Consider the following 25,328-nt stretch of genomic DNA (forward strand, 5'->3'; position numbering starts at 1 on the left):
AAAGGAGCGTTTTGATGAGGCCATTTTACCCCCAACTTGTGTACTTTGAACCACAAGCGCTTAATTATCCACTTGGCAAGGAACTATACGAGAAGTTTAAAAACGCAGATGTCGAAATTCGGGAGACAACGTCACACAATCAAGTACGGAACATCCCAGGGAAAAATGAAAATCAAAAATACCGGAATGCCAAATCGACACTTGTAGTCGGTGTCCGAAAAACGTTAAAATTCGACACGTCCAAGCCATCGGCAGAGTACGCCATTCCATTGGCTACAGGGTGTATGGGGCATTGCCACTACTGCTATTTGCAAACAACGCTTGGAGATAAACCGTACATCCGAACATATGTAAATCTCGATGATATTTTTTCGGCAGCTGATCATTATATGAAAGAGCGTGCGCCAGAAATCACCCGTTTTGAAGCGGCTTGCACATCCGATATTGTCGGCATCGATCATTTAACGCATTCATTAAAGAAAACAATTGAATTTATCGGGGAGCGTGAATATGGCCGGCTTCGCTTTGTCACGAAGTACCACCATGTGGATCACCTCCTCGATGCCAAACATAACGGCAACACGCGTTTCCGTTTTAGTGTCAATGCTGCACATGTTATTAAATATTTTGAACCAGGAACGTCCAATTTTTTAGAACGGATCGAGGCTGCTGAAAAAGTCGCTAAAGCGGATTATCCACTTGGCTTTGTGATCGCACCGATTATTTGGCATGAAGGCTGGAAAGAAGGTTATCTTGAATTGTTTGAACGTTTAGAAGCAAGTTTGCCTTCCTACGCGAAGAAAGATTTAACATTCGAAATGATCCAGCACCGTTTTACACAAACGGCGAAACGAGTCATAAACAAGCGTTATCCGAAATCAAAGTTGGAGATGGAGGAGAAGGAGCGGAAATACAAATGGGGCCGATATGGACGTGGAAAGTATGTTTACAAAGATGAACGGGCGGCCGAGTTGCGCGACACCCTTACTGGCTATATTGACAAATACTTTCCGCGTGCAAAAATCGAGTACTTTACGTGATCCCCCTGTCTCTTATCTCCATTTTATAGTAAGATAAGAAGTGACGGCTTTCGCCTGTTTGATTGGAGGGATTTCATGCCAACACCAAGCATGGAAGATTATTTAGAGCGGATTTATATGTTAATTGAAGAAAAGGGATATGCAAGGGTATCGGACATTGCCGAAGCGCTTGAAGTCCATCCATCGTCGGTGACGAAAATGGTTCAAAAACTGGATAAGAGTGATTATTTGGTGTATGAGCGTTATAGGGGTTTGGTTTTAACGGCAAAGGGCAATAAAATCGGCAAAAGGCTCGTTTATCGCCATGAATTGCTCGAGGATTTTATGAAAATCATTGGTGTGGACGATACCCATATTTATAAAGACGTAGAAGGGATTGAACATCATATCAGCTGGGATGCGATAGACCGGATTGGCGACCTTGTCCAATACTTCCAAGAAAACCAAACGCGAATCGACGAGTTGCGGGAAATTCAAAAGCGCAACGACTTTCCCGAAGACGAGTAACGATCACAGTTTATGAACTGCCTTTATAGCACCCCCGTAAAAAGAAGGAAACCATCCTTCTTTTTTCACATATAGGTGATAAGGGGGTGACGAAAGTGAATGTAGATGCCGTGTTTGCAGGAGGCGGCGTTAAAGCGTTTGCCTTTGTAGGGGCAGTTGAAGCAGCGGAAGAACGCAAGCTTTCTTTTACACGGATTGCCGGTACAAGCGCAGGTGCAATTATAGCAGCGCTGCTTATGGCTGGCTATACGAGTAAAGAGCTGCATCGGCTGTTAGATCAGCTTGATGTCGTAAAAATGAAAGATGAACGGATGTCGTTTTTGCCTTTACCTGTTGCCAAGTGGATCAATCTTTACTTTCGCCTCGGTTTATATAAAGGCGATCAGTTGGAAGCATGGCTTCAAGACGTTTTGGCGGAAAAAGGCATCCGTCGTTTTGCTGATCTTCCGAGCGGCTCATTGCGGGTAATTGTTTCCGACATTACCCAAGGACGAATGGTTGTGCTCCCAGATGATTTGCCTAAATATAAATATGACCCCGGCGCCTTTAGCGTAGCAAAGGCCATTCGCATGAGCTGTAGCATTCCGTATTTTTTTGAGCCGGTAAAGCTAAATGACAGATCGGTGAAAAAAAAGCTGTTTTATATGGTCGATGGTGGGTTGCTAAGCAATTTTCCGATGTGGCTATTTAAAGACGGCAGCCAAGGAGGTTGGAGGCGGCCGGTGATTGGCTTTCAATTAGCGCCACGGCTTGACGAGCGGCCGCCAGCGGTAATCAACAATGCCGTTGACATGTACAAAGCGCTGTTCGAAACGATGACAAGCGCCCATGATATTCGCTATATTAGTGAAAAGCATGCGAAAAATGTCGTCTTTATCCCGGTCGAGGACATCAAATCAACCGACTTTTCGCTAACGACAGAAGAAAAACAGCATATGGTCCAACTCGGTCGAGAAAAAACAACTGCCTTTCTATCGACATGGACACCTTAAAAACCGGAGGCTCTTTCGCGAAAGAGCCTCCGGTTTTTAGCTAAACGCAAGTTGTCCGTTCCAATATTATCCCGATTGACTTGAAAGAGTAAACATTACGCTTTTTTCTTGCGCTTCGGTTTCGCCCCTTTGCCCTCAATGACAGTCAACTGTGGCCCTGACCGGCGTTTTGCTCCTTTTTTTAATGGGCTTTTTGCCTTTGCAACTGGTTTGGCTCCGTTTTGTTTGAATCCTCGTTTTTGTTCCTGCTTGTTTGCAGAACTAGTTCGCTGCGCTTTTTTTATTTGAGCGCGTGTCGGCCCGTCTTTCCGTTTCGGGAAAATGCTCGTGCCGTACCGTTTTGCGATCACAAGCCGATAAATAAAGTAAATTGCCGCGATGGCGATCACAGCTTTGCCAACCATTGAAAAGAAGCTGCCAATGTTGCTGAAAATGCCAATTGCCGCCAGTGCGAGCAAGACAACAAAAATGGTTTTCATTCGGTTATTCACGTCCATGTCCCCTTTCTAAATAAAAGCTTAAAGCTTGCGCAAACACGTTCGCAAAAATAGCGTCCATCGTCTAAAGCGGTTCCATGGACATACGGCCAAATGAGGAAGATACATGCACAAGGTTGTGAACATGCAAGATGGGGAAATTGAAGTTCTGATTTTATCGCTCATTCATTTATAAGTAAAGTATAAAACGTCTATGAACAGCGGGCAAGGCAAATTGACGAAGATTGGTTTTTAAAAGTATGTACGGCAAATCCTTGTTTATACCTTTTTTTAGCAAAAACGAACAAGCGTACAAGTATTTTTTCATTTAGGGCATGCTAGCAAATGGAGGTGTGCAAGCATGTCAAGAAGAAAAGAGTTGCATCGGCAAATACAAGAAGAAAAACAAATGAGCTTTACTACTAAAACGGTGTTGATCGGCTTTTTTGGTGGGCTTATTTGGTCTTTAATCGGCTATTTCTCTTATTATTTCAATTTTACACAAGTCGGGCCTTCCTTTGTCCTATTGCCATGGGCTTTAGGAGAATGGAAAACGGGCCACATTGGCCAGGTTGTTGGCGTTGGCGTCATTGCGATTTGCTCGATTGGGGTTGCGTTTTTGTACAAATGGATGCTGCAAAAAGTAAATAGCATCTGGCCTGGAGTCGGTTTTGGCGTATTGATATGGGTAATTGTTTTTTACATTCTTAATCCTTTTATTCCACAATTAAAACCAGTCCAATCGTACACAATTAATACACTGGTTACAACATTATGTCTATTTATCCTTTACGGGCTGTTTATCGGCTATTCGATTGCTTATGAGTATGCGGAACAAAACGAAGCTCGTCATTAATTAGAGCCCCGTTTCCCAGTGGCAAAAATTGTGCTACAATTTGCTTATTCAAGGAAGAAGCGAGGGATAGCCATGTCGATTGTAAAAACATTGCAAGCAAAGTTAAGCGATTATGAATTGGACGGTTTGCTTATTTCCAGCAGTATTAACCGCCGCTATGTCAGTGGGTTTACCGGAACGGCTGGCGCTGTTTTACTTACTGAAACAGACGCACTGTTTTTGACTGATTTTCGTTATACCGAACAAGCAATGAAACAAGTCGTTGATTGTTCTGTAATTGAACAAAAAGGCACGCTACCACAGGAAGTTGCCGCGCAAGTGGAACGTCTCCACATAAAGCGCCTTGGTTTTGAGAAAACACAGCTTACATATGCAGAATTTGAAACATATCAAAACTTGCTGGACAATACGAAATTGATCCCCGTTTCGCAAGTGGTTGAATCGCTTCGTATCATAAAAACAGAGGAAGAGATTGCGATTATGCAAAAAGCGGCAGCGATTGCCGATGAAGCGTTTGCCCATATTCAAGGATACATTAAACCTGGCGTAAGAGAAATAGATGTTTCCAACGAGCTGGAGTTTTTTATGCGCAAAAAAGGAGCGACGTCGTCTTCATTTGATATTATTGTTGCTTCTGGCGTTCGTTCTGCTTTGCCTCATGGCGTCGCTTCAGAAAAAACGATTGAGCATGGTGAATTGGTAACGCTCGATTATGGTGCTTATTATAATGGCTATTGTTCAGACATAACGCGGACGCTAGCAGTAGGGGATGTATCGGATGAATTGCTAGCTATTTATGAAACGGTCCGGGTTGCTCAAGAGCGAGCTGTTGAGGGCATTAAAGCAGGCATAACTGGCAAGGAAGGCGATGCCCTTGCACGAGATTACATTGCTGAAAAAGGGTATGGCCAATATTTTGGCCACTCAACAGGCCACGGGCTCGGCATGGAAGTACATGAAGGACCAAGTTTATCAACAAAATCGGATATTGTTTTGCAGCCAGGAATGGTCGTGACGGTTGAGCCTGGCGTTTATATACCTGGCGTTGGTGGTACGCGTATTGAAGACGACGTCGTCATTACAGAAAACGGGAACTCGACGCTAACCCATTCGCCGCGGACGCTCATTCATGTCGGTGTATAAAGACACAGAGCGAAAGCTGTGGTATAGTAAACAAGGCAAATTGTGCAAATGGAGGAAACGAAATGATCTCAGTAAATGATTTTAAAACGGGCTTAACCATTGAAGTCGATAATGGCATTTGGCAAGTGATGGAGTTCCAACATGTTAAACCGGGAAAAGGAGCAGCGTTTGTCCGCTCAAAACTGCGTAACTTGAGGACGGGCGCAATCCAAGAGAAAACGTTCCGTGCTGGTGAGAAAGTCGCAAAAGCGCATATTGAAAACCGTCGTATGCAATATTTGTATGCAAGTGGCGACACACACACATTTATGGATAACGAAACGTATGAACAGCTTGAACTGCAAACAGCACAAATTGAGTACGAGCTAAAATTTTTAAAAGAGAACATGGAAGTACATGTCATCTCGTATGAAAGCGAAACACTGGGCGTAGAAGTGCCGAATACGGTCATTTTAGAAGTTGTGGAAACCGAGCCTGGAATTAAAGGCGATACAGCCTCAGGAGGTACGAAGCCGGCAACTTTAGAAACAGGTTTGACTGTTCAGGTGCCTTTTTTCGTAAACCAAGGCGATAAGCTAGTAATTGACACAAGATCAGCTTCTTACGTATCAAGAGCATAGCATAATAAAAGCGGCTTTTCCTTGCTAGTCAGGAAAAGCCGCTTTTTTAGCCTTCGATTTCATAGGCGAGGTGGAGCGATTCTTTTAAATACTCCGCGGCTTCCTCGACATTGAAAGCGTCTGTCGAAAAGCGGGAGTGATAATTTTCATAAGCCTTGCGTCTTACTGTGTAAAGTTGTTTTAATTCAGGCATCGATTTTCCTTGGAGAATCGGGCGGTTGTCAATCAGCATGTGGACACGGTCTTTCCAACACTCAAATGAAAGATCCAAGTGAATGACAATGCAGTCGGCAAGGCAGCGCTGGCGGACCGCTTCTTGTGTAAAAGCGCCGCCGCCAAGGGAAATAATTTTCAATTTTTCCTTGCAAGCAGAAAAAACGGCTTCTTTTTCATGTTGGCGAAAAAAAGCTTCCCCATGTTTTTCAAAAATCGCGGGAATGCTCATGTTCAACTTTTCTTCAATCTTGGCATCGATATCAATAAAATCACGGTACATTTTTTTGGCGAGCGCTTGGCCAATGCTTGTTTTGCCGACGCCCATAAACCCGACTAAAACGATGTTTTTTTCAATTAAAGGCACTTCTGTTCTCATAGATGGCACTCTCTTTTACAATCAATTTGCTAATAGTATAGCAAAAAAATTAGCAGTGTGGGGAAGGCGTACGCCAGTTTTTACGAAACGGTAGGATGGGCTTGCATAAAAGGAGAACATCCGATAAATTGAAATAATGTCATTTTTATTTTATTGGCTAAAATGTTTTAGACTAGCCAGTTAACTGTACAGAAGGATCATTCAAAGGAGAGACATTTTTTGGCTACTAAAAAAAAACCTGTTTCATTTCTAAAAAAGCCTTGGGTATCGTCTATTGGTGTATTTTTATTGTCACAAATAATTTTTATTATATTTGAGACGACAGGCTGGATCCCTTATAGGGATTTTGATGATGGAACGTTATATGGAAAAATTGTTGGAGCTCCCATTTTTACAAAGTGGCTTGCTTTTTATGAAGAACCACATATGAATTTACTTACCGTATTTTTTGGTATCTTTTTTCTGGTACCTGGAATGATAGGGGCAATAAAAACTATTTTTGTCACTGAAAAAAACTAGTAAATGTTTGGAAATAGTTTCTTCAGCAATCGGGCGCGATTGTTGGCTAAAAGATACGAGAGCTTTCTCTTGTATCTTTTTAATTTTTGAGTGGTTTTGTCCGTTACACTAGAAAACCGAAAGGCAATAAAAATGTTCTTTTTGCTGGGTCTGGCTTTCGGTCCGTAAATTACTGCTAGGAACCACTCGTTCTATTCGCATCTTCCCTCACCTACACTCCTCTTCTGCCAAGCGTTTTCTATCCGTCCGATTATTTTTGTTGACGTTTTTTTATCGTTTTATCCTGTTCTAAAACGGTCCTTGCCTTTCATAGAGTGTACAAAGTGCTTGTCTTTCGAAAAGACCGAAATGGGGTGACCGGCAAATTGAATATGTTTGTTGCCATTAAATGGGCCCTTCTGGTCATGGTAGGGTTGAGGCTGCTTTCTGGCTTGATTGAAATTAGCGCTGCCTTGCTAATGCTCAAATACAACAGCATTGAACGTGCGGTAGCGATCAATGCTGTCCTTGCCATCGTCGGTCCTTCAATTTTTTTACTATCGATCGCCATTGGCTTGATCAGCATTGCTGATAAACTGTCGCCAAGCAAATTAGTCTTTATCGCCACAGGCGTTGCCCTCATTTTAATTGGCATCCGCAAATAGGAGGATCGCTTATGCTTCGTGACTTACTGCGGCTGTTTCCCCAGCCGGTTCAATCCTTTATAGAAGGCCTTCGCACAGCGGAATTGGAGGAGCTTGAAGAAATCCGGTTAAGGGTGGGTCAACCGGTTGAATGTCTGTTTGCCTCCCGTTCCGTTTATTCAACCAATCCGCTATACCGATTTTCCGTTGCTGACGCTAGCTATGTTTTAAACCAACTTAGCCAGTATTCGCTCTATGCGTTTGAAGAAGAACTGCAAAAAGGGTATATCACCGTGGCTGGCGGGCACCGAGTCGGCCTTGCTGGGAAAACCGTTTTGGAAAACGGTGCCGTCCAGACCATTCGTCCAGTCAGCTCTTTTAATGTACGGATTGCCCGCCAAAAAATAGGAGCTGCAGAAAAGGTAATTGACAAACTTTATGATCGACAGACAAATAGTTGGCAGAACGCGTTGCTCATTGGACCACCGCAAACTGGGAAAACAACCGTATTGCGCGATGTAGCTCGGATCGTTAGCACAGGAAGCAAAAAAGACCACATCCCCTCCTGTAAAGTCGGCATTGTCGATGAACGTTCAGAAATTGCCGGCTGTGTGGCTGGTGTTCCACAGCATGAACTCGGGATACGGGTGGATGTTCTCGATGGTTGTCCAAAGGCAGAAGGAATGATGATGTTAATCCGCTCTATGTCTCCTGATGTCCTCATCGTCGATGAAATTGGTAGAGAAGAAGATGCAAAAGCGATTCTAGAAGCACGCCATGCAGGCGTTAGCCTTATTGCCACCGCTCACGGTCATACATTGGAAGAAGTAGCAAAGCGCCCCGTTTTTAACGGGCTGTTTGAACAAGAGGCGTTCACTTGTGTCATTGAATTAGGGAAAAGCCCGCGCCCTGGCAGCATTAAGCGAGTAAGACGCCCGCAGCAAACGAGGATAAGACGATGAAATGGCTCGGTGCAGCGCTCATTCTTTTATGCTCCACTCTTTACGGGCTAGAGCAGGCGAAAAAGCTAAGAGACAGACCCCAGCAAATTCGCCAGCTTCGTGTAGCATTACAGGCGCTTGAAGCAGAAATGCTTTACGGGCAAACGCCTCTCGCTCAAGCTAGCGAAAACATTGCCAAGCAACTAGAAGGTGCAATTGGAGACATGTTTGCCTGTTTCGCGGCAAAGCTTCGTGCGCGTAAGCAAACGGCAATGGACGCTTGGCGGGAAGCGTTAGAGGCCGTGTGGGAAGAAACGGCATTAAAAAGCGGAGAACGGGAAGTGTTGCATCAGTTTGGCGCTACGCTTGGAACAATGGACCGCAGTCAGCAACAAAAACAGCTTAAGCTCGCCCAAACCCATTTGGAGCGTGAGGAGCTTGAAGCGAAAGAGACACAGCTTCGCTATGAAAAAATGGCAAAAACGTTAGGCGTGCTTGCAGGGCTGTTACTCGTCATTTTATTTGTATAAAAAGCGAAAGCAGGGAGGATGAGCAGGTGGCATATGATGTGAATACGATATTCCAAATTGCCGGAATTGGCATTATCGTCGCGATGATGCATACCGTGCTTAAGCAAATGGGCAAGGAAGATTGGGCCCACTGGGTGACGCTAATCGGCTTTGTCGTTGTTTTATATATGGTTGCCACAATCATTGACGACTTGTTCCAAAAAATCCGCAGCGTGTTTTTGTTCCAGGCGTAGCCAAGGAGGTGAGCTGCGATTGAAATCGTCCAACTAGTTGGATTAGGGCTGATTGCAACATTTCTAGCACTTGTCGTAAAAGAGCAGAAACCGGCATTTGCTTTTTTGCTGACAATGTTCGTTGGCGCCTTTATTTTTCTATTTTTGATTGACGAAATTGCCGTCATGATTGAGATGATCAGCCAGCTTGCCGAAAGTGCCAACATCCATATGGTTTATTTGCAAACGATTTTAAAAATCATAGGCATTGCTTATATTACAGAATTTGGCGCACAAATTGCCAAGGATGCCGGTCAAAGCTCAATTGCTTCAAAAATTGAACTGGCAGGAAAGATCTTTATTCTTGTGCTGGCAATCCCTATCATCAAGGCTGTCATTGAAATGATTTTGTCGCTTTTGCCCATGTCGGGATAAGGAGGACAAGCGTAATGGGAAGCAAAAAATCCGTCGTTTCCTTGCTTTTCTGCATCGTTTGTTGCTTTGGCCTTCAAAGTGAGACCGCGTTTGCAGAAGAAAATGACGTCCAACCGCCAGCAGAAGAGCTCGTAAACGAGCAGTTAAACATATTAAAGCTTGATGAAATCCAAGACTACTGGGAGTCCGTCTCAGAAGAGTACGGGGGCTTTCTTCCTGAAAGCCAAAAAGGGAACTTAACCGATTTTTTAAAAGGAGACAAGCAGTTTGATTTAAAGGAGTGGGGCATCGGCCTTATAAAATACTTGTTCCATGAATTGATCGTCAATGGGAAACTAATGGGAATGCTGCTGTTGTTGACGATTTTTTCTTATATCCTTCAATCGTTTCAAACCGCATTTGAACATCAGACAGTGAGCAAAACCGCTTATGCGGTCACGCTGTTAGTATTAGCGATGATTGCGATGAATGGATTTCATACAGCCATTACATATGCGACAGAAGCGATTAATTCGATGGTGCACTTTACGATTGCGTTGCTGCCGCTGTTGCTGGCAATGATGGCTTCCATTGGCGGCGCTTCGACTTCTGCATTGTTTCATCCGATTATTATTTTTTTAGTCCATACGAGTGGATTAATCGTCAATGCTGTCGTTTTGCCGCTTTTATTCATTTCGGCTGTCCTTGGCATAGTCAGTACATTTAGTGACCACTATAAAGTGACACGACTAGCGAATTTATTCCGGACTGGAGCAGTTGGGCTGCTAGGCATTTGTATGACTGTCTTCCTAGGCGTCGTTTCAGTCCAAGGGACGACGACTGCCGCTGTCGACGGATTAACGCTGCGGACCGCAAAGTTTATCGCGAGCAATTTTGTTCCAGTAGTAGGACGAATGTTTACAGATGCGACGGATACCGTTGCGAGCGCTTCATTGCTTTTAAAAAATACGATAGGCATGAGTGGGCTTGTCATTCTCTTGGCTATATGCGCTTTTCCAGCGATTAAAGTGTTGTCGATTGCGTTTATTTTTCAAGTTTCGGCTGCTGTTCTACAGCCACTTGGCGACGGGGCAATCATTGATTGTTTAGGGATCATCGGCAAAGCCGTCCTATATGTGTTTGCGGCGCTTGCACTCGTCGGCTTCATGTTTTTCTTAGCAATCACATTAATGGTTGCCGCTAGCAACATCGCTTTTTTGATGAGGTGAGGAGGCGTGCAAAATCGAATTTATTAATGGGTGGGTCACGTCGATCGTGCTGTTGATTTTGCTCGCGGTCGTCCTTGAATTGCTTTTGCCAAATACAGCGTTAAAAAACTATGTCAAACTGGTTGTTAGTTTAATGCTGCTTGTCATGATGCTCCAACCTGTGCTTTCCTTGTTTCACCAAGACCCAGAAAAATGGCTCTACAGCCTGGTAGAGCAGGCATCTCAACAAGAACAAGCCATTGATATTGAGGAAAAAATAAATTCACAAAAAAAAGAGATAGATCAGTTCTTTGATGCATATACATCTGAACAAGTGGCTGTCCAACTAAAAGACCAAGTTGAGGAAAAGTTGGCGAGTCGTCATCAAATGTCCATTACGCACATCGCCGTGGCGGAGACAGCAGAGGAACCTGGAGTGGCGATAGAAGTCCATGTAGGTTCGTCGGAAAAAGCAGAGTCCAGCTTAGGTGCGGGGAAGCCGATTGAACCTGTTTCCATTGAAATCGACACAACCGACGGGCGTAGCCAGCAAAAACCAGTTGAAAACAATGACGAGGTTGCTCTGTTTTTGGCCGACGAATGGGGTGTTCCAGAGTCCGCAATCACATTGGTAAGAGAAGGAGGGGTGGGTGAATGAATGAAAAAGAAAAAGCTGACGATTGGTTTAAAAAATGGCTACCTAAACAGCCAGATAAAAAAAAACGCAGCTTTTCGCCCAAATACATCTTACTGCTAGGCTGTCTCGGTGTAGCGTTAATGCTTTTGAGTCAATTTTTGCAACCGGAAAATGATGACGCGATGCCAGCTACAAATGAGGCAGACTCGAATGAAGACGGCGGGGAGGACACAGCTCCTGTGTTTGGCCGGAAAGTCGAAGAAAATTCAATGGCTGACTATGAAATGCGTTATGAAAATCAATTGCGCGAGGCGCTGCAAGAGATAGTCGGCGTCAATAATGTCTCAATCGTTGTCAATCTCGCGGAAAGTGAAAAGCAGGTTTATGAAAAAAATGTAAAACGCGGGCGCCAAGAGACACATGAGACAGACCGTGAAGGCGGCAGCAGACAAGTAGAGGATACACAAGAAGAAGAAAATGTTGTGATTACCCGCAACGGCGATCAAGATGAGCCGCTTGTCATTTCGAAAGAAAAACCAGCGGTAGCAGGCGTACTTGTTGTTGCGGAAGGAGTGGAAAATGTACAAGTAAAGGCTTGGGTAGTAGAAGCGGTGAGCCGTGTGTTAGATGTAGCGCCACATCGCGTATCTGTAATGCCGAAGAAAATGAAGGAGGAATAAAAATGGTTCTTAAAAAGCAAACGGTTTGGCTATTGACAATGTTAAGCTTAATGTTGGTTCTTGGTGTGTACTATGCCTATCCAGGTAATCAAAACGCTGGAGATGAAGGGACAGACCCAATCGCTTCAGAAGAAGCAGGGGTGGAAGTCGAAGTGAATGAAGATGGCACGGTTGATGGTGATATGATCGCAAGCCTTTCTGGTAACGACAATTACACGGAAGCGCGTTTAAAATTAAATGAGGCACGCCACAAAGAAGCAGAACAGTATACCCGTGAAGCGTCTGCTGAAGATAGCTCTGCTGAGGAAGCAGTAGCCGCGAACGACAAATCGATTGAAATCCTTGCTGTAGGGGACAACGAGCAAATGCTGGAATCGCTCTTGCGTGCAGAAGGGTATAACGATGCGCTCGTCATGTCTGAAGCAGACAGCGTACAAATCATGGTCCAAGCCGAAAGCCTTTCAAAAGCCGAAGCCAACTCAATTATGCAGCTTGCCAAAGAGCATTTGCAAACAACTGCAGACATTTCTGTCCACTTGGATGAAATAACAGAATAATACTAGTTATAAGCGGCTTGATGCAGCATTTGCTCAAGCTGCTTTTTTTGCAGCATGCATTCCTCTTCTACACATGGTATAATACAGCAATGTATAATGAAGTAAGGAGAGATTGCAGATGGAATGGTCTGATTTAACGGAGGGAGCGAAAGCTGTCCTTGAGCAGACGCGCAATATAAAAAATGACCATATTCAAATCGTCGAATTTGAAGTTGGCTTTTCTGAAGAAATCGAAGACGAAGACGGCGACCGTGTGAGCGTGTCGATCCAAGAAGAAGACTACGAAAACTTAAAGCGTTATACCCAGGAAAATGAATACGGGGAAAAGTACCATATGGCCCGCAATAAAAATATTGTTAAGATCATTTTGTTGGAGAATGGGAAAATACCGGACAACCTCTCGGAATTTCCTGTGTTTCGGCAATACAAAAAAGACGCACAAACGACAGAAGAACAAGAGTAAGGGGGAGCACTCCCTCTTACGCCTGCAATTTTATTACATATTAAAGGATTTTTCCTCGCCAACCCCGAACGTTAGTACATGATCTATGGGACGGGTGGCGCTGAAGTGGTATGACCACTAAACCTAAGCAATTGAAAAGGAGCTGCTACAAGATGTTTAAAGTTGATGAAATTAAAAGTCTAATAGAAGCACTTGATTCCTCTTCTCTTGAGGAACTTGAACTGGAGCAAGAAAATGGAAAACTTGTATTAAAGAAAAACAATGGTCAAGTCGCAGTGCCGCTCGAACAGCCGACAGCCGCTGTACAAAAAGCGCCTGCTGCCGCGCCAGCACCAGCGGCGCAGCCGGAAGAAAAAGTCGAAAGCAAAGAGCCAGAAGCCAATGCAGATGGACGGGATTTGTTTACGGTTACGTCGCCGATGGTAGGGACGTTTTATGCAGCGCCATCGCCTGATGCTGATCCGTATGTACGCACAGGCGATAGCGTTGAGGAAGACACGGTTGTCTGCATTGTCGAAGCAATGAAACTAATGAACCCGATTGTAGCCGATACAAAAGGGAAAATTGTTGAGATTGTGGCAGAAAACGGTGAACTTGTTGAGTACGGACAGCCGCTAATGGTTGTTGAACGGAATAAGTAGGGGCGATAACGATGATCAAACGAATTTTAATAGCCAACCGCGGCGAAATTGCCGTTCGGGTCATTCGCGCGTGTAAGGAGCTCGGCATTGAAACAGTGGCCGTTTTTTCTGAAGCAGATGCTGATTCATTACACGTCCAACTTGCAGACCAAGCATTTTGCATTGGGCCAACAGAGTCTGCCAAAAGCTACTTGAATTTCACCAACTTAATGAGCGTAGCGACATTAACGGAAACGGACGCGATTCATCCTGGCTATGGCTTTTTAGCGGAAAACGCCGATTTCGCGGAAATTTGCGCAGACTGTAACATTACCTTTATTGGCCCAAGCCCAACAGCGATAAGCCGGATGGGGACAAAAGATGTTGCCAGGGAAACAATGGCGAAAGCCGGCGTGCCAATCGTACCTGGGTCAAATGGAATTGTGGAAACAATTGAAGATGCAAAACAAATTGCCCGCGATATTGGATACCCTGTTATTATTAAAGCAACGGCCGGTGGAGGCGGTAAAGGGATCCGCGTCGCCCGCAATGAGAAAGAATTAGAATCGGGCATTAAAGTGACACAGCAAGAAGCAGAGACGGCCTTTGGCAATCCTGGCGTTTATTTGGAAAAGTATATTGAAGATTTCAGGCATGTTGAAATCCAAGTGCTGGCCGATAACCACGGCAACGTTATCCATTTAGGCGAGCGCGATTGTTCGATTCAGCGCCGTTTGCAAAAATTGCTTGAAGAAAGCCCTTCCCCTGCAATTACAGAGGAAAAGCGTCAAGAAATGGGGCGCGCGGCGGTAGAAGCGGCAAGGGCCGTTCAATACTCTGGAGCTGGTACAGTTGAATTTATTTATGACCACAATACGGGCGATTTTTATTTCATGGAAATGAATACGCGCATTCAAGTTGAGCATCCTGTGACGGAGATGGTCACCGGTGTTGATTTGATTAAAGAACAAATCCGCATCGCAGACAATGAAAAGTTGTCGTTGGCGCAAGAAGATGTCACGTATAACGGGTGGTCAATCGAATGCCGCATTAACGCTGAAAATCCAGAAAAGAACTTTATGCCATCTCCAGGAAAAATCGTTGACTACCTTGCTCCTGGTGGACTTGGCGTCCGCGTTGATTCAGCTGCTTACCCAGGCTGCGTCATCTCGCCATTTTATGACTCGATGATCGCCAAAGTAATCGTGCATGGCGCTACTCGGGAGGAGGCAATTGCCCGGATGAGACGGGCGTTGTCTGAATTTGAAATTAGCGGTGTTGATACAACGATTCCGTTCCATCTCCAGCTTCTAAACCATGAGGTGTTTGTTTCTGGCGATTTTAATACGAAGTTTGTTGAAGAACATGATGTGATGCCAGTAAAAAAATAAGCAAAGGGGCGTTTAAACATGGAAGACCACCAACTGTTAGAACTTGACGAGCAAAAAGGCGGGCTTGGGAAAGTCGAAATCTCTCCAGAAGTCATTGAAGTAATTGCCGGTATCGCGACACAGGAAGTGGAAGGTGTAGCTGCATTAAGAGGCAACTTTGCTGCTGATGTAGCCGAACGCCTCGGGAGAAAGAACCATGGAAAAGGCGTTAAAGTTGAACTGACAGAAGAAGGCATTATTGTCGACGTTTCCATTATCATTTCCTATGGCGCAGCTGTGCCGGAAGTAGCCAAATTAATCCAGCTTAATATTCAACAAGCGCTGGAAACAATGACGGCTATTCGCTTAAATGAAATCAATGTCCATGTCGTCGGCGTTTACTTTGAGTCCCCAGAAGCACAAAACTCAGTAGATAACGACTACGAATAGGCGCCTTGAGATTGCATTCGAAAACTTGATCAGGCTGATAGAAAACGCTTGTTAACATCAACGTATGCGAGCGTTTGTCTACAGTCTGAAAAACCGGCTACTGCCGGTTTTTTCTGTTTTTACGTCGCCACTGATTTGCGCTATACTAAACAAGACAAATCATAAAGGAGTTAATTATGAACCGACGTGTAGCAAGGCTGCGAGCTGTGCAAACACTCTACCAGCTGACTTTAATTGATATCGACGTGGACAAAGCGATCGAAAATACGCTAAATGATGAAGAAGAACCGAGCGAATTTTACAAAACGCTTGTCTATGGGACGCTTGAACACCAAAATGAAATTGACGGGTATTTAAGCGAAAATTTAAAAGGGTATACGCTTGACCGACTGGGCCACGTTGACCGGGCAATCGCACGCATGGGATTGTTTGAGATGTTGTATTTAGACGATATCCCTGTAAATGTGACGTTGAATGAATCAATCGAGCTTGCAAAAGCATTTGGCGGGACTGATGCAGGACGTTTTATCAATGGGGTATTGTCGAATTCATATGATACGGCAATGAAAAACAAATAAATTAGGAGGCTCGTGGGATGGCTGGAAATGCTGGTGTCGCTGAAGCTTGGACAGTAAGCGAAGCGACACGTTATATTAAGCAATTGTTAGAAGACGATCCCCATTTGCCTGAAATATGGATACGCGGCGAACTTTCCAATTTTAAACAGCATACGCGCGGCCATATGTATTTTACAATCAAGGATGAAGGATCGAGGATGCAAGCTGTCATGTTTGCTGGCTATAACCGCTTCCTCCGCTTTAAGCCTGAGAATGGCATGAATGTGCTCATTCGTGGCGAAATCAATGTGTACGAGCCATATGGGCAGTACCAATTTTATGCAAAAGAAATGCAGCCTGACGGCATTGGCAGTTTGTTTGCCGAGTACGAGCGTTTAAAGAAAGCGCTTGAGGCGGAAGGGCTATTTGCTGAGGAACGTAAGCGCCCAATTCCCCGTTTTCCAACACATATTGCGATTATTACGTCGCCAACAGGCGCTGTGATCCGTGATATGATGACGACATTAAAACGGCGCTATCCGCAAATACGAGTGACGCTTTTTCCTGTACTTGTCCAAGGAGAAGGAGCGCCGCTTTCCATTAGCCGCGCGCTGGAACAGGCGAGCATGGCCAATATTTTTGATGTCGTTATTGTCGCCAGGGGCGGCGGTTCGATTGAAGAGTTATGGGCTTTCAACGAAGAAATGGTAGCGCGGGCGATTGCAGAAGCCGCTGTTCCTGTCATTTCGGCTGTCGGCCATGAAACAGACTTTACGATTAGCGATTTTGCAGCCGACAGACGGGCTCCCACTCCAACGGCGGCCGCAGAATTTGCTGTGCCAGATTCCCGTGAACTAATGGAGCATATCGGCCATTTGAAAAAGCGACTAGAACGTTCGCTTGTCGAGCAAGTAAAAACAAGGCGGACAGAGCTAGAGCGGTTGAAACGCTCCTATGCGTTCCGTTACCCTGTCCAACTCGTCCATCAAAAGGAACAGCAACTTGATGGGCTAATGGAACGGTTAAACCGGGCCATGCAAATAAAATTGGAGCAAAAGACACTGGCGTTTAAACATATGAACCAAGCCATTCTCCGTCAGCATCCCGCTACCCGGGTTAGCCAATTGCAAAAAGAACGACGGCAAAACCATGAGCGTCTCGTTCGAGCAATGGCGGCAGAGACGCAAAGGAAACGGCAAAGCCTGTCTGCCTTAATCCAACAACTTCAGCTCTTAAGCCCGCTAGCAGTAATGGACAGGGGCTATTCGCTCGTTTATAAAGACGATGCGTTAGTGAAGACGGCGAAAGACATTGACATAGAAGATGAGATCGTAGTGAAATTGGCAGATGGAAACTTACAATGCCAAGTAGTGGGGAAACGAGAAATGAAAAGTGGAGGTGAATCAAATGGCTGAAACAAAGGATTTGCCGTTTGAGGAGGCCATGAGGCAGTTGGAATGGCTCGTGGAAAAACTAGAGGAAGGCAATGTCCCTCTCGAACAAGCAATTGATATGTTTAAGGAAGGAATGGACTTATCGCAAAGCTGCCATGAAAAATTACTGAAAGTCGAGAAGCAGCTTGACCAAATTATGCATGAGGATGGGGAACTGGTTGAGGCGAATTTAGAAGAGGAGGCAAACGAGTGAGCGCATTGTTCCAAACGTTTTTAGAAGAGGCTAGGCAGCTTGTGGACAAAAAGTTGCCTGAATACGTGCGGGAGTTAGAGGCTGAGCACCGGTTAAAGGAAGCGATGCTTTACTCACTCGAAGCAGGCGGCAAACGGGTGCGCCCCGTGTTGTTGTTGGCTGTGTTGGAGGCATATGGCCAACCGATTTTACACGGCCTTGACGCAGCGTGCGCAATTGAAATGGTGCACACTTATTCTCTCGTTCACGACGATTTGCCGGCAATGGATGACGATGACTTACGCCGGGGCCAACCGACGAATCATAAAGTATTCGGTGAAGCCACAGCCATTCTCGCAGGCGACGCTCTGTTGACACAAAGTTTCGCCTTGATTGCCAATGCTGACGCTCCCCTAACGGCAGAAACAAAAGTATCGATCATTGCCGCCCTCTCGAAAGCGGCTGGCGCTAGCGGCATGGTTGGCGGGCAGCTTGCAGACATGTTTGCGGAAGGAAAACAGCTTACCGTTGAACAGCTTGCCAACGTTCACAAGCGCAAAACGGGCGAATTGTTGGCTTTTTCAATCGAAGCAGGAGCCCTGATTGCTGGGGTATCAAACGAGGAACGGAGCAAATTAAACGAATTCGGACAGGAGATTGGGCTATTATTCCAAATCAAAGACGACATTCTTGATGTAGAAGGCGATGCAATCGCCATCGGTAAGCCTGTCGGCAGTGACGCTGTCAATAATAAAAGCACTTATCCAGGGCTTCTTGGCCTTGAGGGAGCGAAAACGATGCTTCACACTCATTATGATCGGGCTTTACAAGTGCTCGATGAGCTTCATTTGCGAGGGACGTTGCTCGAGGACTTGGCAAATTACATCGTTACGCGTGACCATTAAACACCAAACAGGAAAAGAGAAAGTTGGAAGGAAGAAAGAACGGCTTATAAAACGAGGCAACCGATGACGTATGGGAGCGTTTGCCCGCAGTCTGAACCAACCTGGAGGCGGTTGGTTTTTTTATGAACAGCGACAGTAGGTTATTGCTGTTCTTTCCGTCCATCTTTTTGTTATAATTGCCTAAACAAAGACAAGACTTATCCTCCGGTAACAGCGATTGATTTGTAGGAGAGAAGCAGAACAGAAAATGGGGGTTTCAGCGATGAACCTTGAAGAAATCCAAGACCCGAGCTTTTTAAAGAACTATTCGAATAAACAATTGGAAGAGCTTGCTGCGGACATACGTCGTTTTTTGATCGAAAAGCTTTCGGCGACAGGTGGCCATATTGGCCCGAACTTAGGGGTGGTCGAGTTGACACTTGCGCTCCACCAGCTTTTTGACAGTCCGAAAGATAAGCTGTTATGGGACGTAGGCCACCAAGCATATGTGCATAAAATTTTGACTGGGCGCGCACCCCAATTTGACACACTTCGCCAATACAAAGGCTTATGCGGGTTTCCAAAGCGTACGGAAAGCGAGCATGATGTTTGGGAGACGGGACATAGCTCCACTTCTTTGTCAGGGGCAATGGGAATGGCGACAGCCCGGGATTTAAAAGGAACCAATGAAAACATTGTGGCGATTATAGGCGATGGTGCCCTTACAGGGGGCATGGCCTTGGAAGCATTGAACCATATAGGGCATGAACAGAAGCATTTAATTGTCGTCTTGAATGACAATGAAATGTCAATTGCACCTAATGTCGGCGCTTTGCACAGCATTCTTGGCCGCTTGCGTACGGCTGGGAAATACCAAAAAGCAAAAGAGGACCTGGAAACGATTATTCGCAAAATCCCAGCCTTTGGCGGGAAACTTGCAGATACGGCCGAACGATTAAAGGACAGCTTAAAGTACTTAATGGTATCGGGCATGTTTTTTGAAGAAATGGGGTTCACTTATTTAGGACCTGTAGACGGACATGACTTAGATGACTTAAAACACCAGCTAAGTTATGCGAAAAAAACATCAGGACCAGTATTGGTGCACGTGCTAACGAAAAAAGGCAAAGGCTATAAACCAGCAGAAGAAGATGCGACAGGAGCTTGGCACGGGACAGGGCCGTACAAGATTGAAAGCGGTGAAATGGTGAAAAAACCAGGGCCGCCAAGCTACCCGAGTGTTTTTGCAAACACGTTAAAACGAATTGCCCGCGAAGATGAACGGGTTGTAGCGATTACGCCAGCCATGCCAGGAGGCTCAAAGCTCGACTTGTTTGCTGAGGAGTTTCCTGATCGCATGTTTGATGTCGGCATTGCTGAACAACATGCGGCCACAATGTCAGCTGGTCTTGCGACACAAGGAATGAAGCCTGTTTATGCTGTCTACTCAACCTTTTTGCAACGTGGCTATGACCAAGTCGTCCATGATATATGCCGGCAAAACTTAAATGTGCTTATTGCGATTGACCGCGCTGGCCTAGTTGGCGCTGACGGGGAAACGCACCAAGGTGTATTCGATATTGCGTTTTTACGGTCATTGCCAAATATAACGATTTTAAATCCAAAAGATGAAAACGAGTTCCAGCATATGCTCTATACAGGCATTTGCTACGATGACGGCCCAATTGCGATCCGCTATCCTCGTGGAAATGGCACAGGAGTGAAAATGGACGCTAGTCTTTCAAGGCTGCCAATTGGCAAATGGAACGTCCTTCAAGAAGGCACAGATGCGGCTATTCTCACTTTTGGCACGATGATCCCAGTGGCAGAAAAAGCGCTGGCACAAATGAAACAAGCAGGCTATAGCATTCGTCTCATTAATGCGAACTCCGTTAAACCACTTGACGAGAAATTGCTTGAAGCGCTTGCTGAAGAGGAGCTGCCGCTGCTGACCATTGAGGAATCTGTCCTTCAAGGCGGCTTTGGCAGTGCCGTACTAGAGTTTTACAATGAAAAAGGCATGCACGTGGAATTGAAGCGCATGGGCATTCCTGATTATTTTGTTGAGCATGGGAGCGTAGGCGAGCTCTATCAAGAAGTTGGATTAACGCCAGAGCGGATTGCCGACACGCTCATCAGCATGTTGCCGCAAAAGCGGAAGAGGGCCTAAGCGAATGGCAGTGAAAGAACGCCTTGATGTTCTCCTCGTTGAAAGGGGACTGTGTGAGACAAGGGAAAAAGCAAAACGAACGATTATGGCCGGGCTTGTCTATAGTGACTCCGAGAGGCTTGACAAGCCGGGCATGAAAGTAGCCGTTGATTTGCCGCTGCGTATTAAAGGAGAACAAATGCCTTACGTGAGCCGAGGCGGATTAAAGCTGGAAAAAGCGCTGCAGACGTTCGATTTTCCTATCGCCGGAAAAGTCGGCCTTGACATTGGCGCGTCCACTGGCGGTTTTACTGACTGCGCTTTGCAGCATGGAGCGAAGCACATGTATGCCGTTGATGTTGGCTATAACCAGCTTGCTTGGAAAATTCGCCAGGATGAACGTGTGACGGTGATGGAAAGAATGAATTTCCGCCACGCTGAACCTAATGATTTTGGCAACGGCATTCCCCAGTTTGCGACAATCGATGTGTCCTTTATTTCCTTGCGCTTAATGTTGCCGCCGCTGTTTGCGATCATCGCTACCGGCGGGGATGTATGCGCCCTTATAAAGCCGCAGTTTGAGGCAGGGAAGGACCAAGTTGGGAAAAAAGGGATTGTCCGCGACCCGGCTATTCATGAACAAGTGATTGAAAGCATCGCCGCTTTTAGCTGTTCGATTGGATTTGATGTTGTCGATTTAAGCTATTCGCCGATTACTGGCGGTGAAGGCAACATTGAATTTTTAATCCATTTGCAAAAAGGCAGTGGGCGTATGTATATACAAGAGGGAGTCATTCCCCAAGTCGTCGAATCATCCCAACGTTTAAAAAACCATTAAAAAACAAAGGAAAGCCAAGCAGGCAGCAGAACGGGCAAGCTTGCCAACCGGCCGCCATGCTGGGTATCTTGGAGAAGGCAGCGGCATGCGGCCTTCTTTTTTTGTCGACAGGCAGTGTATCAATCTTGCCGAAAGCGGGCAAACCGTAGATAATATAAAAAAGACGTTGTTCGTGGCAAAAATTGAATTTAATTTGAGGTAAGGTGAGGGCATGAATAAAGGGCAACGCCATATTAAAATACGGGAAATCATTACCAATTATGAAATTGAAACACAGGATGACTTAGTGGATCGGCTAAAAAGCGATGGCTACAACGTCACGCAAGCTACGGTTTCTCGTGATATCAAAGAACTTCATTTAGTAAAAGTACCGTTGCAAGACGGGCGCTACAAATATAGCCTGCCTGCAGATCAAAAATTCAACCCACAGCAAAAGCTGAAGCGGATTTTAACCGACAGTTTTATTAGTATTGATCGTACAGGCAACCTTGTCGTCATGAAGGCGATGCCAGGCAATGCGAATGCCATCGCTGTTCTAATTGATAATCTGGATTGGAATGAGTTAATGGGGACGATCTGCGGAGATGACACAATTTTAATTATTTGCCGTACCGAGCAAGATGGACAAGTTGTAACAGAACGGTTCTTGAATATGCTTTGAGGAAGGTGGCGAGAGGATGTTAATGGAACTGTCGATAAAAAATTTTGCCATTATCCGCTCTTTAACAGTCCCTTTTGAAAAAGGGTTGACCGTGTTGACTGGGGAGACGGGCGCAGGCAAGTCCATTATCATCGATGCAATCGCATTATTGTTAGGCGGGAGAGGGTCAGCCGAGTTTGTCCGTTTTGGCGAAAAACGGGCCGAAATTGAAGGCTTGTTTGCGATTGGCGAGAACCACCCTGCCCTAAAAAAACTCGACCCAATTGGCGTTGAATGCGAAGAAGGAATGCTCATTCTCCGGCGTGATATTACAGACGCTGGAAAAAGCATTTGCCGGATAAATGGCAAGCTGACAACGATTGGCGTGTTGCGGGAAGTCGGGCAAACATTAATTGATATGCACGGCCAACATGAGCACCAGTCATTAATGCGGATAGAAGAACATGTTGAACTATTAGACAGTTTCGGCGGCGAGGCCTTAAAAAAACGCGGGCTGAGTATACAAGGTTGTTTAATGAAGTCCAAAAAATGGCGGACCGGATCAACAGTTTAAATCAAAATTCGCAAGAAATGGCTAGGAAAGCCGATTTATATGCGTATCAACTACAAGAAATCGAACAAGCGAAGCTAACGCCAGGAGAAGACGAGGAGTTGTTGGCCAAACGTCATAAACTGGCGAATAGTGAGAAGCTTTATGAGGCCTTGACCCGTAGTTATGAACATATGTACGGCGAGGAGCGAGGCCTTGATTACATGAGCGGCATGCTTTCCCACTTAGAGACCGCTGCCTCGATTGACAAGGAATTAGCGCCTTTATATGAACAAATGTCTTCGAGCTACTATATGCTTGAAGAAGGCACATATGCGATTCGCGAAGCGATTGAGGCGATTGATTTTGACCCGGAAACACTTGGGTTTATTGAAACGAGGCTTGCTGAAATCGACAAGTTGAAACGCAAATATGGTGATTCAGTTGAAACGATATTGGAATATGCCGCCACGATTGAAGAAGAGCTGGAAGCGATTGAACATAAGGATGACCGGTTAGCGAATTTAACCGAAAAACGCGACGCCCTTGTAGAAGACTTGCTACTTGAAGCGGAAGCATTGACTGATTTGCGCAAGGCGGCAGCAGCGGAATTGATGGAAGCGATTGAGAAACAGTTGCAAGACCTATATATGGAAAAAGCGCAATTTCAAGTAGCGATTGAGCCTTATACAAATAAAGGAGATCTCTCGAGTTTAAAACGGTTAGGCCAAGACCGCATCGAATTTATGATTTCGGCGAACCCAGGAGAACCGTTAAAACCTCTTGCGAAAGTCGCTTCTGGAGGGGAATTGTCGCGAATCATGCTGGCGCTAAAGTCCGTTTTCACCGCAAAAGAAGGAATCACCTCTGTCATCTTTGATGAAGTCGATACAGGCGTGAGCGGCAGAATCGCCCAGGCGATAGGTGAAAAAATCCAGCGAATATCAGCTGGTTCACAAGTGCTTTGTATTTCCCATTTACCACAAGTGGCGGCATTAGCGGACCATCATTTGTACATTTCCAAAACTGAAACAGACAACCGCGTGTTCACGAGCGTCAAGGTTTTAAATGAAAACGAAAAAGTGGACGAACTAGCACGGATGCTTTCTGGCGTCGAAGTGACAGATTTGACCAGGAAAAATGCCGAAGAATTGCTCGCGCTTGCACAAACAAAAAAAATGTAGAAAAGCTACCCATTTTGGGTGGCTTTTTTCTCTTTCGCACGGTTATAAATATGGCCGCAGGAGGCAACATTAATAGTACAGCCAGCATGGAGGTGTGGGTTGGGAGCGAGGAGTGAAACGTTTGAGAAAAGAGGGTGTACGATATGTAATTGGCGTCTTGCTTTTTTTATGTGTGGTAGGGCTAGGTTTTTCACCACAAGTAAGGCAATTTGTCAATACGCCTGTTGACCTGACCATATTTGAAGGAAGCAATGCTGTTATTGAAATGGCCGACGTAACTGCTAAAGGCCATGTTGTTATTAAGGAACGAGATAACCGCACTTATTTGCATGGCAAATCGCCTGGCAGCGAAGAAGTTCTTGTTAAAGCTGGCCCGTGGCCAGTTAAAGCGATTGACGTTTCTGTTTTACCGAGCATAAAAGTGATTCCTGGCGGTCAATCGATTGGCGTCAAATTGAATACGGAAGGCGTCTTAGTCGTTGGCCACCATTTGATTGAAACGGCAAAGGGACAAAAATCACCTGGGGAATTTGCTGGAATTGAAGTGGGTGACCGGATTACAAAGATCAATGGCATCAAAATGCACTCAATGAATGAAGTGGCTAAGCTTGTTCAAGATGCAGGGGAAGCAAACAAGGAACTGACAATAGAAGTACTCCGCAATGAAAAACCAATTAAAACCGTTCTAAAACCAGAAAGAGCTAAAGGCGACCATTTGTACCGTTTAGGCCTCTACATTCGTGACTCAGCGGCGGGTGTTGGGACAATGACCTTTTATGAACCACAAAGCATGAAATATGGGGCGCTGGGCCATGTGATTTCTGACGTCGACACCCGTAAGCCGATTTCGGTTCACGATGGGCAAATCATGCGCTCTTCTGTCACGTCGATTTCAAAAGGGCTCCATGGCGAACCTGGTGAAAAGTTGGCGAGCATTGCGAAAGACAAAGACATTCTTGGCTCCATTAGCAAAAACAGTTCTTTTGGCGTATTTGGGCAACTGGATCAAAAAGCGAATATGAAAAATGGCTTGTATGACGAACCGATGGCGATTACCACGGCAGATGAAGTGAAAGAAGGGCCTGCCAAAATCCTAACCGTTCTCGAAGGTGAAGAAGTCGAACAGTTTGATGTTGAAATAGTCAGCAGCGTTGCTCAAAATGGGCCTGCCACAAAGGGAATGGTCATTAAAGTGACTGATAAAAAATTGTTGCAAGAGACAGGTGGCATTGTCCAAGGGATGAGCGGCAGCCCGATTATTCAAGATGGCAAATTGATTGGCGCAGTGACGCATGTATTTGTCAATGACCCGACAAGCGGTTATGGCTGCCACATTGGTTGGATGCTGGAAGAAGCCGGCATTCATACAGGATTGCTTGAAGCTAAAGCGAGTTGATCACTCGTTTTAGCTTCTTTTCGTGTAAAATCCTTTTATTCCTATTTTTTGTGC

The 25,328-nt window shown here is 45.3% G+C and carries 30 protein-coding genes and 1 pseudogene; 29 read left to right on the forward strand and 2 right to left on the reverse strand.

Features of this window, described 5'->3' with window-relative positions:
• Positions 1 to 14 precede the first annotated feature (14 nt).
• The 3 genes from splB (at position 15) to BC8716_RS15285 (ending at position 2,539) form a co-directional block, all read left to right on the forward strand.
• A complete protein-coding gene (splB, locus tag BC8716_RS15275; RefSeq protein WP_095328019.1) occupies positions 15 to 1,040 on the forward strand; it encodes a spore photoproduct lyase in 1,026 nt (341 codons plus the stop codon).
• A 75-nt stretch (positions 1,041 to 1,115) separates the two neighbouring features.
• Positions 1,116 to 1,547, forward strand: a complete 432-nt coding sequence (gene mntR, locus BC8716_RS15280) for a transcriptional regulator MntR (RefSeq protein WP_094427032.1) — start codon at positions 1,116 to 1,118, stop codon at positions 1,545 to 1,547.
• A gap of 95 nt (positions 1,548 to 1,642) precedes the next feature.
• Positions 1,643 to 2,539, forward strand: a complete 897-nt coding sequence (locus BC8716_RS15285; RefSeq protein WP_094427034.1) for a patatin-like phospholipase family protein — start codon at positions 1,643 to 1,645, stop codon at positions 2,537 to 2,539.
• A gap of 95 nt (positions 2,540 to 2,634) precedes the next feature.
• On the opposite strand, the gene BC8716_RS15290 is transcribed toward BC8716_RS15285, so the two are convergent.
• Positions 2,635 to 3,030 (reverse strand): hypothetical protein, encoded by a 396-nt coding sequence (locus BC8716_RS15290; protein WP_094427036.1) that lies wholly within the window; start codon positions 3,028 to 3,030, stop codon positions 2,635 to 2,637.
• A 346-nt stretch (positions 3,031 to 3,376) separates the two neighbouring features.
• Here BC8716_RS15290 and BC8716_RS15295 point away from each other — a divergent pair, with 346 nt between their 5' ends.
• The 3 genes from BC8716_RS15295 (at position 3,377) to efp (ending at position 5,634) form a co-directional block, all read left to right on the forward strand.
• Positions 3,377 to 3,871, forward strand: a complete 495-nt coding sequence (locus tag BC8716_RS15295; RefSeq protein ID WP_094427038.1) for a YqhR family membrane protein — start codon at positions 3,377 to 3,379, stop codon at positions 3,869 to 3,871.
• 72 nt (positions 3,872 to 3,943) lie between these two features.
• Positions 3,944 to 5,014, forward strand: a complete 1,071-nt coding sequence (locus BC8716_RS15300; RefSeq protein WP_094427040.1) for a M24 family metallopeptidase — start codon at positions 3,944 to 3,946, stop codon at positions 5,012 to 5,014.
• Positions 5,015 to 5,076: 62 nt separating this feature from the next.
• A complete protein-coding gene (efp, locus tag BC8716_RS15305) occupies positions 5,077 to 5,634 on the forward strand; it encodes an elongation factor P (protein ID WP_011247325.1) in 558 nt (185 codons plus the stop codon).
• 46 nt (positions 5,635 to 5,680) lie between these two features.
• On the opposite strand, the gene BC8716_RS15310 is transcribed toward efp, so the two are convergent.
• Positions 5,681 to 6,226, reverse strand: a complete 546-nt coding sequence (locus tag BC8716_RS15310; RefSeq protein WP_094427042.1) for a shikimate kinase — start codon at positions 6,224 to 6,226, stop codon at positions 5,681 to 5,683.
• A gap of 219 nt (positions 6,227 to 6,445) precedes the next feature.
• Here BC8716_RS15310 and BC8716_RS15315 point away from each other — a divergent pair, with 219 nt between their 5' ends.
• The 23 genes and pseudogenes from BC8716_RS15315 (at position 6,446) to spoIVB (ending at position 25,274) form a co-directional block, all read left to right on the forward strand.
• A complete protein-coding gene (locus BC8716_RS15315) occupies positions 6,446 to 6,745 on the forward strand; it encodes a YfzA family protein (RefSeq protein ID WP_094427044.1) in 300 nt (99 codons plus the stop codon).
• Positions 6,746 to 7,116: 371 nt separating this feature from the next.
• Positions 7,117 to 7,389: a YqhV family protein gene (locus BC8716_RS15320; RefSeq protein WP_094429268.1), complete on the forward strand. Its 273-nt coding sequence runs from the start codon at positions 7,117 to 7,119 to the stop codon at positions 7,387 to 7,389.
• Positions 7,390 to 7,400: 11 nt separating this feature from the next.
• The gene (gene spoIIIAA, locus BC8716_RS15325) at positions 7,401 to 8,330 is read left to right on the forward strand and encodes a stage III sporulation protein AA (protein WP_094427046.1); all 930 of its coding nucleotides are present in this window, start codon (positions 7,401 to 7,403) and stop codon (positions 8,328 to 8,330) included.
• Positions 8,327 to 8,839 carry a stage III sporulation protein SpoIIIAB gene (gene spoIIIAB, locus BC8716_RS15330; protein ID WP_094427049.1) on the forward strand — a complete coding sequence of 171 codons (513 nt, stop codon included), beginning with the start codon at positions 8,327 to 8,329 and terminating at the stop codon, positions 8,837 to 8,839. The genes spoIIIAA and spoIIIAB overlap by 4 nt, the downstream gene beginning before the upstream one ends.
• 26 nt (positions 8,840 to 8,865) lie before the next feature.
• Positions 8,866 to 9,072, forward strand: a complete 207-nt coding sequence (gene spoIIIAC / locus BC8716_RS15335; RefSeq protein WP_011247319.1) for a stage III sporulation protein AC — start codon at positions 8,866 to 8,868, stop codon at positions 9,070 to 9,072.
• 18 nt (positions 9,073 to 9,090) lie between these two features.
• Positions 9,091 to 9,486, forward strand: a complete 396-nt coding sequence (spoIIIAD, locus tag BC8716_RS15340) for a stage III sporulation protein AD (protein ID WP_073304298.1) — start codon at positions 9,091 to 9,093, stop codon at positions 9,484 to 9,486.
• A 14-nt stretch (positions 9,487 to 9,500) separates the two neighbouring features.
• Positions 9,501 to 10,694: a stage III sporulation protein AE gene (gene spoIIIAE, locus BC8716_RS15345; RefSeq protein ID WP_094427051.1), complete on the forward strand. Its 1,194-nt coding sequence runs from the start codon at positions 9,501 to 9,503 to the stop codon at positions 10,692 to 10,694.
• Between the two features lie 22 nt (positions 10,695 to 10,716).
• Positions 10,717 to 11,331, forward strand: coding sequence for a stage III sporulation protein AF (gene spoIIIAF / locus BC8716_RS15350; protein WP_257251876.1), 615 nt, complete (start codon positions 10,717 to 10,719; stop codon positions 11,329 to 11,331).
• Positions 11,328 to 11,990 carry a stage III sporulation protein AG gene (gene spoIIIAG / locus BC8716_RS15355; protein ID WP_094427055.1) on the forward strand — a complete coding sequence of 221 codons (663 nt, stop codon included), beginning with the start codon at positions 11,328 to 11,330 and terminating at the stop codon, positions 11,988 to 11,990. Before spoIIIAF ends, spoIIIAG begins: the two co-directional genes overlap by 4 nt.
• A gap of 2 nt (positions 11,991 to 11,992) precedes the next feature.
• On the forward strand, positions 11,993 to 12,547 hold the full coding sequence (locus BC8716_RS15360; protein WP_094427058.1) for a SpoIIIAH-like family protein: 555 nt from the start codon (positions 11,993 to 11,995) through the stop codon (positions 12,545 to 12,547).
• Positions 12,548 to 12,665: 118 nt separating this feature from the next.
• Positions 12,666 to 13,010, forward strand: coding sequence for a hypothetical protein (locus BC8716_RS15365; RefSeq protein ID WP_011247313.1), 345 nt, complete (start codon positions 12,666 to 12,668; stop codon positions 13,008 to 13,010).
• A gap of 152 nt (positions 13,011 to 13,162) precedes the next feature.
• On the forward strand, positions 13,163 to 13,651 hold the full coding sequence (gene accB, locus BC8716_RS15370; protein WP_094427060.1) for an acetyl-CoA carboxylase biotin carboxyl carrier protein: 489 nt from the start codon (positions 13,163 to 13,165) through the stop codon (positions 13,649 to 13,651).
• 11 nt (positions 13,652 to 13,662) lie between these two features.
• Positions 13,663 to 15,021: an acetyl-CoA carboxylase biotin carboxylase subunit gene (gene accC, locus BC8716_RS15375; RefSeq protein ID WP_094427063.1), complete on the forward strand. Its 1,359-nt coding sequence runs from the start codon at positions 13,663 to 13,665 to the stop codon at positions 15,019 to 15,021.
• Between the two features lie 18 nt (positions 15,022 to 15,039).
• Entirely contained in the window at positions 15,040 to 15,450 is a 411-nt protein-coding gene (locus tag BC8716_RS15380; RefSeq protein ID WP_094427065.1) for an Asp23/Gls24 family envelope stress response protein, read from the forward strand.
• A 176-nt stretch (positions 15,451 to 15,626) separates the two neighbouring features.
• Positions 15,627 to 16,028, forward strand: coding sequence for a transcription antitermination factor NusB (gene nusB, locus BC8716_RS15385; protein ID WP_094427067.1), 402 nt, complete (start codon positions 15,627 to 15,629; stop codon positions 16,026 to 16,028).
• 17 nt (positions 16,029 to 16,045) lie between these two features.
• The gene (xseA, locus tag BC8716_RS15390; RefSeq protein WP_094427069.1) at positions 16,046 to 17,422 is read left to right on the forward strand and encodes an exodeoxyribonuclease VII large subunit; all 1,377 of its coding nucleotides are present in this window, start codon (positions 16,046 to 16,048) and stop codon (positions 17,420 to 17,422) included.
• On the forward strand, positions 17,415 to 17,654 hold the full coding sequence (gene xseB, locus BC8716_RS15395; protein ID WP_011247307.1) for an exodeoxyribonuclease VII small subunit: 240 nt from the start codon (positions 17,415 to 17,417) through the stop codon (positions 17,652 to 17,654). The genes xseA and xseB overlap by 8 nt, the downstream gene beginning before the upstream one ends.
• Positions 17,651 to 18,538: a polyprenyl synthetase family protein gene (locus BC8716_RS15400; RefSeq protein ID WP_094427072.1), complete on the forward strand. Its 888-nt coding sequence runs from the start codon at positions 17,651 to 17,653 to the stop codon at positions 18,536 to 18,538. Before xseB ends, BC8716_RS15400 begins: the two co-directional genes overlap by 4 nt.
• A gap of 262 nt (positions 18,539 to 18,800) precedes the next feature.
• Entirely contained in the window at positions 18,801 to 20,687 is a 1,887-nt protein-coding gene (gene dxs, locus BC8716_RS15405; protein WP_094427074.1) for a 1-deoxy-D-xylulose-5-phosphate synthase, read from the forward strand.
• Positions 20,688 to 20,691: 4 nt separating this feature from the next.
• Entirely contained in the window at positions 20,692 to 21,504 is an 813-nt protein-coding gene (locus BC8716_RS15410) for a TlyA family RNA methyltransferase (RefSeq protein ID WP_094427076.1), read from the forward strand.
• A 211-nt stretch (positions 21,505 to 21,715) separates the two neighbouring features.
• Positions 21,716 to 22,165, forward strand: a complete 450-nt coding sequence (ahrC, locus tag BC8716_RS15415; protein WP_094427079.1) for a transcriptional regulator AhrC/ArgR — start codon at positions 21,716 to 21,718, stop codon at positions 22,163 to 22,165.
• A 16-nt stretch (positions 22,166 to 22,181) separates the two neighbouring features.
• Positions 22,182 to 23,878, forward strand: a pseudogene (gene recN / locus BC8716_RS15420) (DNA repair protein RecN).
• Between the two features lie 121 nt (positions 23,879 to 23,999).
• Positions 24,000 to 25,274, forward strand: a complete 1,275-nt coding sequence (gene spoIVB, locus BC8716_RS15425; RefSeq protein ID WP_094427081.1) for a SpoIVB peptidase — start codon at positions 24,000 to 24,002, stop codon at positions 25,272 to 25,274.
• Positions 25,275 to 25,328 lie beyond the last annotated feature (54 nt).

Origin of the sequence: Shouchella clausii, assembly GCF_002250115.1 — a bacterium.
GTDB lineage: Bacteria > Bacillota > Bacilli > Bacillales > Bacillaceae_D > Shouchella > Shouchella clausii.

Excerpts from the sequence above, each read along its gene's own strand:
- splB (WP_095328019.1), top strand. The coding sequence starts at position 15 with ATGAGGCCATTTTACCCCCAACTTGTGTACTTTGAACCACAAGCGCTT.
- mntR (WP_094427032.1), top strand. The coding sequence starts at position 1,116 with ATGCCAACACCAAGCATGGAAGATTATTTAGAGCGGATTTATATGTTA.
- BC8716_RS15295 (WP_094427038.1), top strand. The coding sequence starts at position 3,377 with ATGTCAAGAAGAAAAGAGTTGCATCGGCAAATACAAGAAGAAAAACAA.
- BC8716_RS15300 (WP_094427040.1), top strand. The coding sequence starts at position 3,944 with ATGTCGATTGTAAAAACATTGCAAGCAAAGTTAAGCGATTATGAATTG.
- efp (WP_011247325.1), top strand. The coding sequence starts at position 5,077 with ATGATCTCAGTAAATGATTTTAAAACGGGCTTAACCATTGAAGTCGAT.
- BC8716_RS15310 (WP_094427042.1), bottom strand. The coding sequence starts at position 6,226 with ATGAGAACAGAAGTGCCTTTAATTGAAAAAAACATCGTTTTAGTCGGG.
- BC8716_RS15320 (WP_094429268.1), top strand. The coding sequence starts at position 7,117 with ATGTTTGTTGCCATTAAATGGGCCCTTCTGGTCATGGTAGGGTTGAGG.
- spoIIIAA (WP_094427046.1), top strand. The coding sequence starts at position 7,401 with ATGCTTCGTGACTTACTGCGGCTGTTTCCCCAGCCGGTTCAATCCTTT.
- spoIIIAB (WP_094427049.1), top strand. The coding sequence starts at position 8,327 with ATGAAATGGCTCGGTGCAGCGCTCATTCTTTTATGCTCCACTCTTTAC.
- spoIIIAE (WP_094427051.1), top strand. The coding sequence starts at position 9,501 with ATGGGAAGCAAAAAATCCGTCGTTTCCTTGCTTTTCTGCATCGTTTGT.
- spoIIIAG (WP_094427055.1), top strand. The coding sequence starts at position 11,328 with ATGAATGAAAAAGAAAAAGCTGACGATTGGTTTAAAAAATGGCTACCT.
- BC8716_RS15360 (WP_094427058.1), top strand. The coding sequence starts at position 11,993 with ATGGTTCTTAAAAAGCAAACGGTTTGGCTATTGACAATGTTAAGCTTA.
- BC8716_RS15365 (WP_011247313.1), top strand. The coding sequence starts at position 12,666 with ATGGAATGGTCTGATTTAACGGAGGGAGCGAAAGCTGTCCTTGAGCAG.
- accB (WP_094427060.1), top strand. The coding sequence starts at position 13,163 with ATGTTTAAAGTTGATGAAATTAAAAGTCTAATAGAAGCACTTGATTCC.
- accC (WP_094427063.1), top strand. The coding sequence starts at position 13,663 with ATGATCAAACGAATTTTAATAGCCAACCGCGGCGAAATTGCCGTTCGG.
- BC8716_RS15380 (WP_094427065.1), top strand. The coding sequence starts at position 15,040 with ATGGAAGACCACCAACTGTTAGAACTTGACGAGCAAAAAGGCGGGCTT.
- nusB (WP_094427067.1), top strand. The coding sequence starts at position 15,627 with ATGAACCGACGTGTAGCAAGGCTGCGAGCTGTGCAAACACTCTACCAG.
- xseA (WP_094427069.1), top strand. The coding sequence starts at position 16,046 with ATGGCTGGAAATGCTGGTGTCGCTGAAGCTTGGACAGTAAGCGAAGCG.
- xseB (WP_011247307.1), top strand. The coding sequence starts at position 17,415 with ATGGCTGAAACAAAGGATTTGCCGTTTGAGGAGGCCATGAGGCAGTTG.
- dxs (WP_094427074.1), top strand. The coding sequence starts at position 18,801 with ATGAACCTTGAAGAAATCCAAGACCCGAGCTTTTTAAAGAACTATTCG.
- BC8716_RS15410 (WP_094427076.1), top strand. The coding sequence starts at position 20,692 with ATGGCAGTGAAAGAACGCCTTGATGTTCTCCTCGTTGAAAGGGGACTG.
- ahrC (WP_094427079.1), top strand. The coding sequence starts at position 21,716 with ATGAATAAAGGGCAACGCCATATTAAAATACGGGAAATCATTACCAAT.